At 50.5% G+C, this 12,686-nt stretch carries 14 protein-coding genes; 5 read left to right on the forward strand and 9 right to left on the reverse strand.

What is annotated here, in order from left to right; translation table 11 throughout:
* The first annotated feature begins 42 nt into the window (after positions 1 to 42).
* Positions 43 to 732 carry an HAD family hydrolase gene (locus tag TX85_RS03230; RefSeq protein ID WP_044477698.1) on the forward strand — a complete coding sequence of 230 codons (690 nt, stop codon included), beginning with the start codon at positions 43 to 45 and terminating at the stop codon, positions 730 to 732.
* Between the two features lie 26 nt (positions 733 to 758).
* Here TX85_RS03230 and TX85_RS03235 read toward each other — a convergent pair whose 3' ends face one another.
* The 6 genes from TX85_RS03235 to TX85_RS03260 are packed head-to-tail and all read right to left on the reverse strand — an operon-like array spanning position 759 to position 7,434.
* Entirely contained in the window at positions 759 to 1,868 is a 1,110-nt protein-coding gene (locus TX85_RS03235) for a YheC/YheD family endospore coat-associated protein (RefSeq protein ID WP_044477699.1), read from the reverse strand.
* Positions 1,869 to 1,871: 3 nt separating this feature from the next.
* Entirely contained in the window at positions 1,872 to 2,396 is a 525-nt protein-coding gene (locus TX85_RS03240) for an N-acetyltransferase (RefSeq protein ID WP_044477700.1), read from the reverse strand.
* 20 nt (positions 2,397 to 2,416) lie between these two features.
* On the reverse strand, positions 2,417 to 3,532 hold the full coding sequence (locus tag TX85_RS03245) for a YheC/YheD family endospore coat-associated protein (protein WP_044477701.1): 1,116 nt from the start codon (positions 3,530 to 3,532) through the stop codon (positions 2,417 to 2,419).
* Positions 3,532 to 4,905 carry a YheC/YheD family endospore coat-associated protein gene (locus TX85_RS03250; RefSeq protein WP_044477702.1) on the reverse strand — a complete coding sequence of 458 codons (1,374 nt, stop codon included), beginning with the start codon at positions 4,903 to 4,905 and terminating at the stop codon, positions 3,532 to 3,534. The genes TX85_RS03245 and TX85_RS03250 overlap by 1 nt, the downstream gene beginning before the upstream one ends.
* Before the next feature lie 36 nt (positions 4,906 to 4,941).
* Positions 4,942 to 6,054, reverse strand: coding sequence for a YheC/YheD family endospore coat-associated protein (locus TX85_RS03255; RefSeq protein ID WP_044477703.1), 1,113 nt, complete (start codon positions 6,052 to 6,054; stop codon positions 4,942 to 4,944).
* Between the two features lie 12 nt (positions 6,055 to 6,066).
* The gene (locus tag TX85_RS03260) at positions 6,067 to 7,434 is read right to left on the reverse strand and encodes a YheC/YheD family endospore coat-associated protein (RefSeq protein WP_044477704.1); all 1,368 of its coding nucleotides are present in this window, start codon (positions 7,432 to 7,434) and stop codon (positions 6,067 to 6,069) included.
* A 152-nt stretch (positions 7,435 to 7,586) separates the two neighbouring features.
* Here TX85_RS03260 and TX85_RS03265 point away from each other — a divergent pair, with 152 nt between their 5' ends.
* From TX85_RS03265 to TX85_RS03280, 4 genes are all read left to right on the forward strand, one after another.
* The gene (locus TX85_RS03265) at positions 7,587 to 8,750 is read left to right on the forward strand and encodes a DUF445 family protein (RefSeq protein WP_044477705.1); all 1,164 of its coding nucleotides are present in this window, start codon (positions 7,587 to 7,589) and stop codon (positions 8,748 to 8,750) included.
* A 209-nt stretch (positions 8,751 to 8,959) separates the two neighbouring features.
* Complete coding sequence (locus TX85_RS03270; RefSeq protein ID WP_044477706.1) at positions 8,960 to 9,304, forward strand: YlbF family regulator; 345 nt, start codon at positions 8,960 to 8,962, stop codon at positions 9,302 to 9,304.
* A gap of 232 nt (positions 9,305 to 9,536) precedes the next feature.
* Positions 9,537 to 9,854, forward strand: a complete 318-nt coding sequence (locus tag TX85_RS03275; protein ID WP_374705654.1) for a hypothetical protein — start codon at positions 9,537 to 9,539, stop codon at positions 9,852 to 9,854.
* A 172-nt stretch (positions 9,855 to 10,026) separates the two neighbouring features.
* Complete coding sequence (locus TX85_RS03280; protein ID WP_044477707.1) at positions 10,027 to 11,364, forward strand: DRTGG domain-containing protein; 1,338 nt, start codon at positions 10,027 to 10,029, stop codon at positions 11,362 to 11,364.
* A gap of 9 nt (positions 11,365 to 11,373) precedes the next feature.
* On the opposite strand, the gene TX85_RS03285 is transcribed toward TX85_RS03280, so the two are convergent.
* The 3 genes from TX85_RS03285 to TX85_RS03295 all read right to left on the reverse strand — a co-directional run bounded on the left by TX85_RS03285 (position 11,374) and on the right by TX85_RS03295 (position 12,649).
* Entirely contained in the window at positions 11,374 to 11,673 is a 300-nt protein-coding gene (locus TX85_RS03285) for a YtpI family protein (RefSeq protein ID WP_044477708.1), read from the reverse strand.
* Between the two features lie 140 nt (positions 11,674 to 11,813).
* On the reverse strand, positions 11,814 to 12,323 hold the full coding sequence (locus tag TX85_RS03290; RefSeq protein WP_044477709.1) for a hypothetical protein: 510 nt from the start codon (positions 12,321 to 12,323) through the stop codon (positions 11,814 to 11,816).
* Positions 12,320 to 12,649 (reverse strand): YtrH family sporulation protein, encoded by a 330-nt coding sequence (locus TX85_RS03295; protein ID WP_044477710.1) that lies wholly within the window; start codon positions 12,647 to 12,649, stop codon positions 12,320 to 12,322. The genes TX85_RS03290 and TX85_RS03295 overlap by 4 nt, the downstream gene beginning before the upstream one ends.
* Between the last annotated feature and the right edge of the window lie 37 nt (positions 12,650 to 12,686).

Below are 12,686 nucleotides of genomic sequence, written 5' to 3' on the forward strand. Positions count from 1 at the left end.
GGTATCATGGATGAAGAAATATCGACCGGAGGGATTATGGGAATGACAATTCAGCCAGGGCTGCCAAAGCCGGAAGCGATTATCTTTGATATGGATGGAACTTTGTTTAAGACGGAAACCTTGCTCATACCGGTGCATCATCAGGTGTTTGAGCAGTTAAGGCTGGAGAAGCTCTATGAAGGAGCGACGCCCCCTGAGGAGCTCATGCTTAGTTGTCTCGGAATGCTGCTGGAGGATATTTGGAAAAAGGTGATTCCGGATAGTAGCGAGGCGGTTCATCGACGGGCTGATGAACTACTGCTTGAATTTGAGCTTGCCGGCTTAAAGACTCATCCAACCGAGCTCTATCCAGGCGTGGCCGATACATTAACCAGGCTCAAACAGCGGGGAGTTCGGTTGTTTGTTGCGAGCAATGGTCTTGAGCATTACGTAAATGGCGTTGCGGAAGCCCATGGCATAGCGGATTTATTTGAAGGCTTGTACAGTGCCGGCCAATATCAGACGGCATCCAAGACCGAACTGGTCAAGCTGCTGCTGGACCGCCATGGTGTGGACCGGGCATGGATGGTTGGAGACCGTTCGTCCGATGTGGAGGCAGGCAAGCAAAATCACCAGACGGTGATTGGCTGCGCCTACGCCGGCTTTGGTCATGAACATGAGTTGGAGGGATCCGATATTTTGATCTCATCCTTTGAAGAATTGCTTGAGTTGTATGAGCAGTCTCATCTATAGCAGAGAGTTCGAATAAGCCGCTCCCTTCAAGAAGAAGAAGGGGCGGCTTTTCTGTTATATAACCACAAGGCGTACTCCAACGGCTTGATAATAGCTCGCCGGTAAGCCTCCTTATCCCCGGTTTGCATGAATACCTCTCGGGCCGGTTTGGGATTGACCTCGAGAATATAGACGCTGCCGCTTCGGTCTATCGCCAAGTCGAGAGCAAGCTCACAGATGGCACCGATGGATGATTCCAGATATTCCGCGACCTCCAGGCTCAGCTTTTCTGCAGTCCGTCTGATCTGGCTCCGCTTTTCATCGGAATGGCCGGAATGGCTTAGTAATCTGTTCATGGGGATGGCTCTGCCTCCGCCATGTAAATTGGAGGTGACGCTTCGTGCAGGCCCGACTCTTCCTGCTCCCCCGGTAACCTCCCACTGACCTTCACCGTTTTTCTGTACCAGCATCCGGTAATCATGCACCTTCCCGTCAGGCAGCTTAATATGAATAGCTTGCTGGGCAATGAAGCGGCTGCTGCCCTTCCAGTTGTGCAGCAAGGACCCAAGTCGCGAGATAGGTAGCTTTTGTGCAGGAATAATGGACCGGTTTTGCCGGCGTCCCTGAACAAGCACCATGTTATTCTCCAGCCGCTCCAGTCTTAAAATGCCGCGTCCGCCGGTACCGTTAATCGGCTTGACATAAATCGAGGAGTGCTTGTGAAGGAGCCTTACAGGATCGGAGCTGTTCTGGAACAAAACCGTCTCCGGCAAGTAGGAGCGGAAGGAGGCCTTTCTCGAGAGTAATTGATAAATCGTCCATTTATCCCGTAGCGGTCGGTTCAGGAATCTTAAATGCCCGTAACGATGCCTGAACTGTTTGAGTTGTTCGAATCTTTTACTTCGCTGAATGCGGCAGCGGTCATAGATAAGGTCGGGAAATTCGCGCCATTTTCGGGACCAGGTTCTTGTTCCGGGATCATAGATGAGTGCATGAATCATAGATTTCTTTCCATGAATATCCATAGGAGTAAATACGTATACATCTAGCCCAAGCTTGGCGCCCTCTATAATCATTTTCTGATAGACATGTCTTTCCTCAAGCCTTTTCTTGTCATTTAAATATAAAGTCAGAATTCCCAGAACCGGCTGAGACATCTGTTAATCACCTACTTTATCGGGTTTGTGCAGGCTATAGGGGGATAAATAAGTGCTATCCGCATCTGTCGCCAGTTTTCCGCAGCATTCGAGAAGTGTTTTGCCGCTAGCGGACCGTATAATCCGGGTGACCGACAATCCGGCATTCAGACACATCTGCAAGCCCGCCGGGTTATCCGGGGCAACAAGGCAGGTAACCTCGCCCAAGCGGGCAAGCTGACGAGAGAGCAGTGAGGAACCGATTCCACGGTTCCGATAGAACGGGTTTACAACGACAATGCTAACCCCCCTGCCTTGATTTGTAAGGCAGGAGAGTCCTGCGAGCAGAGGCCCCTCCTCTGTACGAATAAGGGCGAACAGGAGAGAGGAGCCTGGCGCTAGGAGCTTGCTCTGGGACAGCTTCATCAGTTGATAATAGCTTTCGGCGGGTAATCTTCCTCGGGTATATCTCTGGACAAAGGACAGAAGCTGACCATGCTCAAGTTCCCAGTTCCTCCCTTCTTCAGGCTGCCATTCCTTGATCAGCATGAGATACCTCGTTTCCGGGATTATAACTTCCCTTGTCTGTATAAATAGTGGCTGTATTGAAATACACGCTCCAATGACTTCTTGCGGATATGGGGTTCATCAAATTTCATCGGCTTGGCATTGGCCTCAAAAAACCAGATTTTCCCCTCCGTATCGATTCCCAAATCCATCGACATCTCTCCAAGCTGATTTCTGGAAGCCTTCTCGATCTGTTTGGCGATGAGTACGGCGCTTGATTTTAGCCGATTCATAAGATAGCCTGTCGTCTCTTGACCGAATGAGGGAATGAGCAGCTTCTCCGGATCCTCGACACTGCCTCCTTGGGGAACGTGGGTGGTAATCCGGTGATAGCCAGCCAAGCGTGCGCCTATGCCTGTGACGAGCCAGGTACCTTTCCCGTTCTTCTGCACTAGCGTACGAATGTCGAACTGTCGTCCGTTATAAGAGGCAAGCTCGATACCCTGCTGAACAATATACGGTGTCTTCTCGGTTTCCCGCTTGATCCTTTTCCAGAGCAGTGTGAGCTTGCCGGTTCTGTATACAATGTTACGCTGCTTGACACCTTGAATCGTAAGGCGGTAGGGCTTCGTCTCACTCTCATCGATCTGAAGCAGCATAATCCCTTTCCCGGCTTTTCCACTCTCAGGCTTCAGATAGAGACTGCGATATTGCAACAGCATCTCTTCCAGCGATTGCGGCGAGCGCAGCCGTCTAGTTCTCGGCACCAAGGTACGGGTGCTGTGATTTTTTTTGAGCCAATCGAACAGCACCCATTTATTAAAGAAGAAAGGATTGAACAAATGAATGTTGGCATGTTTTAGACAGGCAGCTATTTTTTTTCGCACGGAGGGTCTTTTCTCATCCTCGCGTTGCGGGATCCGGTTGTAGATTACCTGAGGAAGCGGGAACCACTGCCGCTTCCATTCCTTTTCTTCCGGGCTGTATGCGTATCCCTTGACCCGGTTTGCTGATAGCTTTAGGTCCTTGACAGTCAATACATAGACCGGAAAATCCAATTCTCTGCCTGTACGGAGAATATCCCGGAAGTTGGCCCGGTTGCCGCGGAATTGCTCCGCCTTGTCTTCTATCGTCAGCACCGCCACGACAGGCTTCTGATCACCTGAAACCTGGTTCATCAGGCTTCCCTCCTCCGAAATTTACTGAGGTATAAACAATGCTCGAGGATGTGCTCGACCGATGCTCTCCCTTCAGCCCGGAGGGAGGGGTGCTTGAAGATAGATCTTCCCGGCTTGGCGTTCGCTTCGAACATCCAGATTTTTTCTTCCTTGCCGATCCCGATATCAAACCCGATCTCGCCTATCAGGTGCTGGTGGTGAATCTCAATGGCTTCGGCCAAGGTAATCGCAACTGATTTGGCATTCCTCAGTACTTCCTCCGCCCTTGAGCCGAAGGCGCGGTTAAGCGCTTGTTCGGGAGTCAGCAGCGATCCCCCGTTTTTCAAATGAGTTGTGACGCTGCCCTTACCTGCCTTCTTAGCCCCGATCCCGACGACGACCCATTGATTACGCCCATTCTTGTGCATATGGAAACGGAAATCAATCGGGCAGCTATCGATTTCGATCAACCTGATTCCTTGCTGAGCCACATAACCCTGAAGCGCTCGGCCATGTCTTGATTGCAGGGTTCGCATCAGACTGGGAAAGCTGCTGAAGCGAAGGAGCACATTTCTTCCTTGCTTCCGGTATCTGGCATAGTAGCCGCTCTTGCTCTGCTTCGATAACCGGTAAATTCCGTTGCCCAAGCTTCCGTTATTCGGCTTATAGTAAATCAGGGAATGCCTGTCGAGCAGGTCCCGAATCTGCTCCGGCGACGGGTTCATAACGGACTCCGGAACATACCGGTTAACGATCTGATCCTTCTCCAGCATGCGGTATACATCAGATTTATTGAAGAAGCTCCAATTAAAGAATGGAATCCGGCGCCTGATGAATCGTTCACGCAATTGGGTGATCGAACTGGTTACTTCCGCACGGCGGCTGGGAAGCCGGTTATATACAACATCAGGGAGAGGCACTCTCTTGCGGACGAAATTTCCGGCCTCATTCAGGAAAAAACCATTCACAGATTCATCGTCCCAGTTAATATCTCTTGGAGTAAACGCAAAAATATAAGATCGCTTGCTGCCATAACGCAGCAGTTGCCTGATGAATCCGGTTCGGGAGCCGAAGGGGCTGCTTGCCGAGGAGGTAGGACCGTCGGAGAGAACGCCGATAAGCGGTCCGATCTGAACTTCTCCCTCCTGAAGGCTGCGAAGAAAGACGCTGCCGGCCTTCGGAATCCGCATCTCCCTGCGAATCCCGGATGCGAGATACAGATGCTTCCCCGGTTTGTTAATCGGCTTGATTACTGCGGGAACCCGCTCACCGCCAAACTTGAGATGAACCGATTTTTTTCCCGACAGCTTCAAGTTTTTCATCAAGGATCCGGACACGTAGACGACCCTTTGGGGCTGCTGCGTGAAATGGACGTTGCAAAAAGTCAAACTCATGAATTTTTCCTCCTAAAAAAGTCTTACGTGCCTTATTCAAGGTTTGCTCAGCAGCAAATAACGGGCATATAAAATCGGATTTTCGATGCTCTTCCTGGCGCTGGCGGCATCCCCGATCCGGAAGAAGGAAGAACGGCCAGGCTTCGAATTGGTCTCCAGCACCCAGACATTCCCCGCCCGGTCGACTCCAAAATCGATGCCTAGTTCAGCCAGCCGGCCAAAGCGGGATTCCAGACAGACCGGGATCTTCCCGGATAACTTACGAACCGTGTCCGCAATACGGCTTCCCGGACCCATACCGAATTCGGAGCGAAGGAACGACTCCGCCTGCAATGGGGTTCCCCCTCCGTGCAGATTTGAGGTGAGCGACTCTCTGGCACCGATTCTGGCCGCCATTCCGGTGAGTTCCCAGCAGCCTCTGGCATTTTTCTGCATCAAAGCACGAATATCAAACGGCTCTCTGCCTGAAGTTACAAGCTCCAGATAGGATTGCATAATATAGGGGCGATTCGCGATAAAGGAATGAATCCAGTTCAGGCCCTCTTGACGGGATTGAAACTTCCTGTGAAGAATCTGATTCTGCCCGTCCCGCCCGGTTAACAAAAGCTTTTCCGAGACGGATGGGCTGATAACATGCAAGGTTCGTTTTCCATGCGTCCCATGCTGAGGCTTGAGGAAAGCTTCTCCTTGATGGGAATCGAGCCATTGCTCCAGTTGACTTTTCGTACGGTATGGCAAAGTATCGGGCAAATGCGGAACCAGCTCAGGACATTGCAGCAAGGCCTGATGAACATTCCACTTTCCCGAGAGCCCGCGGGTCAGATAACTGAATTGATGAACCTCAGCAAGCCGTTTCAAAGCGATGCGCTTGCGATGAAGTGTTCTTCGGTCATACGAAAAACAACGATCATATACGATATCAGGCGGAGCATATACCCCTTGCCGCCAGCTTCCGTTCTCGAAGCCGAATCCCCGGATCGAGAATTTGTCAGCACTAACCGAAGAGGGGGTGAACACAAAGACCTTCATCCCGCAGCGATGACCGGTCAGACACAGCTTTCTGCAATAATCCGATTCTGAGAAGGGAAGCATCCCGTCCGCTTCACGCACCAGAACCCCGACCATACCGCGTGCCCGTTTATTGATCATTCTAAGCACCTCCTAGAAGCCGGACAGATAGCGGGTATATTCAACCACTTGCTTGACGGACGGACGAATCTTACCGACCCCGATAGGGGTATTGTCGTTCTTGGATGGTTTTGAATTGACTTCCAGCAGCCAGATATGTCCCGTGTTGTCCACTGCCAGATCTATACCGAGCTCGCCAAAGTGGGCAGGGATCTGATGGTCGACAGCGTCTGCGATATACAAGGCGGCCTTGCGCAGCTTTAAAGGAATTTTCCCTTTCAAATTGGTGGGCAGCGACGACTTGAACACGGCTTCTTTAACAGTGCTCAAGGATCCGCCGCGAGCCAGGTTGGAGACGAAATGATGGCCTCCTGCTGTTCTGGCAACTATAGAAGTGACATTCCAGTTTCCGGACAAATTTTTCTGAACCAGGGCGCGGAAATCAATCGGTCTGCGATCTGCTTCAATGAGAGAAAGCCCCTGCTGGATTTGATAACGGGTAGCTTTCATTTTTCCGGATAATGAGGTATACAGCTTGGCGAGACTGGGATAAGCCTGCCGCCGGGTTCCCCCTACCTGGGCAGTCTGGGTCTGGAAGGCTCCTCCTTCCAGCCGCGATACTCGAATGATTCCTTTCCCAAGGCTGCCTTTAATCGGCTTCAAAAACACAACAGGATGCTTGGCGCACATGGCCTTGAGCGTTTGCAGACCCTGGAAGGCATAGGACTCCGGCAAGTATTTTGAAATACTGGGGTCTCTGGAGAGCGCATCGAATACTTCTGTCTTATCCAGAAACTTCTCATTAAAAAAGTGGCTGCCATAGCGGGATTTTACTTCCTTCAGGAAATGCTGTACGCTAGGTTTATTCTCCAGCTTTCTTGAGGTTAGACGATTGTAAAATACATCGGCCGCAGGCACTTGGGACTTCTTCCATCCGTCTCCATAGACCCAGGCGGACACGCTGGATGAGTTGGCTCCGATCTGGTCCGTCGTGAAGAAGTACACGTATACGCCCTGGAGTTGACAGGCATTGACGAGTTCCTTGCAGAACATCGTAATAGGACCAAAGGGACGCTCCGGTGAATCCGGGTAGTCTTTGCTGATCAGCACACCAAGAAGCGGCCCGAATTGCAGGGTTGTCGAATGAGGACGATAAGTCAGCCGCAGCGAAGCGCGGGGCTGAACTCCCATTTGAGCGGCAAGCTGCTGACTGATTCGTATTCCGTCAAACTTAGACAACGGCACGACTCTGACAGTTTGCCGCAGCGATCCGAATACCAGCTGCATGCGATGATGAACCGGTATTCGCCATTGCTTGATCAACTGATCACCGAGTACAACATAGTCGCTTTCAAGTAGGTTTGGACTCATGATTTGGATTTTCAACTTTTTGGAGGGCATGAAGCGAATCTCCTTCCAAGCCTGGGGCTTGATGGTCTTGGATACAATTAGTTCATCTGCATAAGCGCATGTAATGCATCATATGAGAACCCGGAACCCTTGGTGATTACCCATGGGCCATTTGCCGGGCAGCACGAAGGAGGTAATTCAAGGTGGACGACTGGCTGTATGTGCTCGTGACGTTAGTTGTCTCCGGATTTGTAGGCGGAATCACTAACCATTACGCGATTAAAATGTTGTTTCATCCCCGAAGACCCGTATATATTGGCAAGTGGCATGTCCCCTTCACGCCTGGACTGATCCCTAAAAGAAGGGATGATATCGCAAAATCCCTGGGGAAGGTCGTTGCTGAATACCTGGTCACACCCGAAGGAGTTCAAGAGTTTCTGGTGCGGCCTTCCTTTCGAGCGCAAGCTGAGGAACGAATCAAGCAAGCGTTCTTCCAGCTAGCCGATAGCCAATCGACGGTCCGGGAAATATTGCTGCGGTGGATGACAGAGGATCGATGGGAATCGCTCAAGCTGGAAATGTCCGATGCAGGAAGATCAGCTGCTAACCGGGCATTGAGAGCAATATGGGAAAAGCAAGACTTGGGCTCCCGTCAACTAAAGGCTGTTGTACCGGGATGGACGGAGGAGAACCGCCAGCGTTGGAGCGAGAAGGCAGCTGAGATCGTAATTCGTTCACTTGAGGATGAGCTGCTGTCATCAGCGGGTCAGAAGCTGCTGACGAAGCTTGCCGGTGAACTGGTGGACAAAACAGGCGGATTTCTCGGCGCGATGGCAGCAATCTTCGTGGATGAGGATAAGCTGGTACGCAAGCTGACACCGGTGCTTCTGCGAACCCTTCACGGAAAAGAGCTGGAAGGTCAACTGGTTGGCATGATCCGTGATAAGCTGGAGCAATTCGGTGAACAGCAGATTGGTGAGCTGCTGGAGCTTATCGTGGAGCAGGAACCGTTAGACTGGCTGAAGGAACAAAGTGAACGGCTGCCGGTGGAATCTTGGATTCGCTCGATTGAACAGCTCGAGGTGGGACAACTGATCGCTCCTTGGAAGGAAAAGGCCGATAGATGGATTCCGTCTATTACCGGGAAGGCCATTGAACTGATTGGCGGACTCCTCCCTGCTGCTTTTCAAGCGATCCGGCTTCCGTCCCTGGTGCAGGAACAGGTTGAGAAGTTCCCGATCGAGCGATTGGAGGAAATCATTCTTAGCTTATCCGGCAAGGAATTCAGAGCCATTACGTGGCTTGGTGTGCTTCTGGGCGGGATGATAGGTCTGATTCAGGCGCTGTTCATTATTTGGACGAGGTAAGGACTAACTAAGAATTAGGAACTAAATATGTTGAACTATAAAATTTCGTAGAAAGGGCATGAGTGTGAAGTGTTAAAAGCTTTCTGTAAGAAAGCTACTTCGGAAGCATAAAGCGTAAGCGATCGTAAGAACACTTCACATGTTGCCCTCAGAACGTAAAATTCAGTAGTTCAACTTATATAAAGAACAATTTGAGAGGATGAACTTTAATGAATATTTATGACAAGGCAAATGAATTGGCGAAGGCACTGCGTGAGAGCAAGGAAGTTGAGGATGTTGAGTCAGCCATGAAGCTGGTAGAGGCGGATCCGGAAAGCAAGAGGATGCTGGATGATTTTCGCAACCGGCAAAATGAGCTTCAACAGATGATGATGGCGGGTAATATGCCCTCCCAAGAAGAGATGGAGACGATGGAGAAGCGATTTGAGGTGCTCAGCATGAACCTTGGGATTCGCAGACTGTTTGAAGCCGAGCGCCGGCTGAGTGTGGCGATTCAAGACATCAATAAGATCATTACCGACAGCCTCCAGCATTTATACGGAACCCAAATGTAATATTGCGAGTTCAAAAAGTCAGGTTTTTAGCACCGAGAAGGTTGTGAGAACCCGAAGAAGGAGGAACGGAGTGTAGGAGAACCCTACATGTGTACCGGACTTCTAGGGTGAACGCAAGATTCGAAGTCGAATCAACCTCTTGGAACACTTCGTGATCAAAAGATGACTTTTTGAACCACCTCTAATATTCATATTATCAAAGCATCCTTCATAGAGTAGAAATATAGATTCGATGAAGAAGGAGCTGCTGTTCAATATGAAGACGGTAAAGAAGCCGAATAAACTCAAGCATTTCATGTATCTGATTATCGCGCTTGCTATGCTGGTATATGCCTTGCCGATGATATCCTTCGAGCCGGGAGCCGGCTGGATTTCCGCCTTTGGCGCTGTATGGGCGTTATTTGCTTTCCTGGTCATCGGAGCGCATCTGCATTTTATTCTTGGCGTCAACGAAGAGAAGCAGCAAAAGCTTGAGGAGGTACGCCGCGCCAAGTACCGGGAATGGGAGAGCAAATGGCTGAAGGAAGGCAAACAGAAGCAAGGCATGTGAGCGCAAACGAGGATGAAAAAGACGGACCCGGAATAAGCGGGCCCGTTTTTTTATTACTTGGTGCCGCTTGATCAGACAGCTTCGAGGGTGACAAGAACTGCCTTGGCTGAGTATTCGATTATAGTGTATATTAGATACAGAGTGGTACAGAATCCGACGGGGGGTATAACAGTTGGAGGGACATGAAGAAAGTGTAACGAAGCACGAGCAGCTTCTACAGCATATTGAGGGACTTAAGATTGGAACCAAAATTTCCGTGCGTAAGCTGGCCAAGAGTCTGGGGGTCAGTGAAGGAACAGCCTATCGGGCCGTGAAAGAGGCGGAAAATCTGGGGATTGTGATTACGAAGGAACGGATTGGAACGGTTCGTGTCGAGAAGAAGCCGCGCAATATTTCGGACCAATTGACCTTCGGGGATGTTGTCGAAATCGTGGAAGGACATGTGCTTGGCGGAGCGGAAGGACTGGACAAGACGTTGTATAAGTATGTCATCGGCGCGATGAAGATCGACGCGATGGCCCGCTATATCGATGCAGGAAGCCTGTTAATTGTCGGGAACCGTGAGAATGCCCATGCCCTGGCGCTTGAACAAGGCGCAGGCGTGCTGATTACCGGAGGCTTTGGTACGAGCCGGGAGGTCAAGGCACAGGCAGACAGCTTGTCCCTGCCGATCATTTCCTCGCGTCACGATACGTTTACAGTCGCATCGATGATTAACCGGGCGATTTTTGACCGACTGATCAAGAAAAAGATTATGCTGGTAGAAGATATTGTGGCGAGCAAGCCGAAGGTGAACATGCTGAAGGTAACGAGCAATATTTCTGATTTTGATCAGCTGTCTATAGAGACAGGCCAATATCATTTTCCTGTCGTTGATGAATGGAACCGGGTGATCGGGATTATCAGCCGCAAAAATGTGGAAGAGCTGAGCGGAGACCAGAGCATCGAAAAATGCCTGACCCGCCATCCGATTACGGTCGGCCTTCAGACTTCGCTGGCATCGGCTGCCCAAATCATGGTGTGGGAAGGCATTGATTTCCTGCCGGTCGTGGACAGAAACCGGAAGCTGATCTCTTCCATTACCCGGCGCGAAGTGCTTCAGGCCATGCGTGACGCGCGCAATCAGCCGCAGATGGGCGAGACGTTCGAGCATTTAATGTGGAATGGGTTTGCCGAAGAACGTGATGAAGACGGGCGTCTATTCTTTCACGGGGTGATCACCCCTCAAATGGCAACCGATCTAGGCACCATTTCCCATGGTGTATTAACCTCGTTGATGACGCATGCAGGCTTGAGTACGGCCAAGGATATCAGCGGCGGGGGAGATTATGTAGTGGATAACCTGACCACGTACTTTGTCCGTCCGGTCCAGATCGAGAACCCGGTCATGATCCGTCCGCTAGTTCTTGAGATGACGCGGAAAACCTGCAAGCTGGAAATTGTGATGACCTATCAAGAGCATCTGATCTCCAAGGTGGTAATGACGCTTCAATCCATCGACCATGCCTAGACGGCGCGATTAATCCGCCCGTTGTCTGGAGATCAGCCCGTAATTGCGGAAGCCGGCAAAAAGGTTGAATGCGCCAAGCACCATGAATAAAGCACCCACAATAACCCGTACCGTGGAGCCGCTGAACATGAACATTTGGATCAAGGAAAGCACGATGAGCATGAAGCCCATGCTGATGTTCATCTTTGCCTGGGACATGCCGCGAACCCTCGGGTCCCGGGAACGGCGCGACTTCACGCTGAACACAATGGAGCAGATGCTGGATACAAACAGAATGGCATACAGAACATATAACAGGCTCTCAATCATGATAAAGGTCACCGCTCCTTCGCTTAGAGATTGTTCAAACAGTCAACTTTTGATCTTGAATGAGCACTTCCTATTTTTTTTGTTTGGCAAATGTGATCTTTATCATTGTAACATGGATTTTGGATGTCGTCGCGGGCCGTTTAGCTCTTGATATAAGGACGGATATCCACCCAGATTTGAAGCACGCCTTCACTGACGAGCATCGTCTTGACCTGAATGCTGTACTCCTTCTCACGAACCGTGTATACTTTCCGGTTCAGCAGTGTTCGCGCCATCTTGGCATCGGAATCGATCTCGAAGATGCTTCTGCCCCGAAGCACCTCCAGCTCTTCGTGAAGCTGCTGAACCACTTCCTTCACCGCAAGCGCATCCAGCGGAGGATCACGTTCCTCAACCCGAACCTTGATCTCCTTGACTACGGTCGAACGGTTTTGATATTTCTTCAAGGTCTTATTATCCTCTTCTGACTGATAAAGCTGGATTTGCAAATCCTTGTTCTCAAGCCACAATTGATTATAGCTCTGCTGAAATACAAGATTATAAATGATGCTTCCAGCCACCATGCCCAGAACAAACACTGAGAACAGCTGCATAAATCGCCTGAAGCCTCGAAGGGATTCCCGTGAGGACAGCTTGCGCTCTTCGCTCATCCCCGCCCCCCTCCACACATCCATCTTACCAGTTCGGACCCGATATGAGCTCCCATAAAGGCAGAGAGTAAAAAGAGGATCTGCTTGATTGCCGGGGAGATATTTCCGTCAAAGAAATTGCTCTCGATCACCCGCATGGGATCGATCGTGCCTCCCACAGCAGCAGCGAGTGCCCAAATCTTGATTCGTCCGGCGATATCCAGCATCGTCTGGGTAGGGGGCTGCAAGGAAACGACGGCTCCAATTCCTCCTATCAAGGCTCCTCCAAGCACGATACCGAACGCAACAAAAAAATCCATAATGGCTTTTGTTAGAAATGTGCTCATTTGTTCATGACGCTCCTCTCCATTTTTACATCCGCAG

This window comes from Paenibacillus antibioticophila, from assembly GCF_000455265.1.
GTDB classification, from domain to species: Bacteria; Bacillota; Bacilli; order Paenibacillales; family Paenibacillaceae; genus Fontibacillus; species Fontibacillus antibioticophila.

What these genes read in the sequence shown, in the direction of transcription:
- TX85_RS03230 (WP_044477698.1), top strand. Translation starts at nt 43, where the DNA reads ATGACAATTCAGCCAGGGCTGCCAAAGCCGGAAGCGATTATCTTTGAT.
- TX85_RS03235 (WP_044477699.1), bottom strand. Translation starts at nt 1,868, where the DNA reads ATGTCTCAGCCGGTTCTGGGAATTCTGACTTTATATTTAAATGACAAG.
- TX85_RS03240 (WP_044477700.1), bottom strand. Translation starts at nt 2,396, where the DNA reads ATGCTGATCAAGGAATGGCAGCCTGAAGAAGGGAGGAACTGGGAACTT.
- TX85_RS03245 (WP_044477701.1), bottom strand. Translation starts at nt 3,532, where the DNA reads ATGAACCAGGTTTCAGGTGATCAGAAGCCTGTCGTGGCGGTGCTGACG.
- TX85_RS03250 (WP_044477702.1), bottom strand. Translation starts at nt 4,905, where the DNA reads ATGAGTTTGACTTTTTGCAACGTCCATTTCACGCAGCAGCCCCAAAGG.
- TX85_RS03255 (WP_044477703.1), bottom strand. Translation starts at nt 6,054, where the DNA reads ATGATCAATAAACGGGCACGCGGTATGGTCGGGGTTCTGGTGCGTGAA.
- TX85_RS03260 (WP_044477704.1), bottom strand. Translation starts at nt 7,434, where the DNA reads ATGCCCTCCAAAAAGTTGAAAATCCAAATCATGAGTCCAAACCTACTT.
- TX85_RS03270 (WP_044477706.1), top strand. Translation starts at nt 8,960, where the DNA reads ATGAATATTTATGACAAGGCAAATGAATTGGCGAAGGCACTGCGTGAG.
- TX85_RS03275 (WP_374705654.1), top strand. Translation starts at nt 9,537, where the DNA reads ATGAAGAAGGAGCTGCTGTTCAATATGAAGACGGTAAAGAAGCCGAAT.
- TX85_RS03285 (WP_044477708.1), bottom strand. Translation starts at nt 11,673, where the DNA reads ATGATTGAGAGCCTGTTATATGTTCTGTATGCCATTCTGTTTGTATCC.
- TX85_RS03290 (WP_044477709.1), bottom strand. Translation starts at nt 12,323, where the DNA reads ATGAGCGAAGAGCGCAAGCTGTCCTCACGGGAATCCCTTCGAGGCTTC.
- TX85_RS03295 (WP_044477710.1), bottom strand. Translation starts at nt 12,649, where the DNA reads ATGAGCACATTTCTAACAAAAGCCATTATGGATTTTTTTGTTGCGTTC.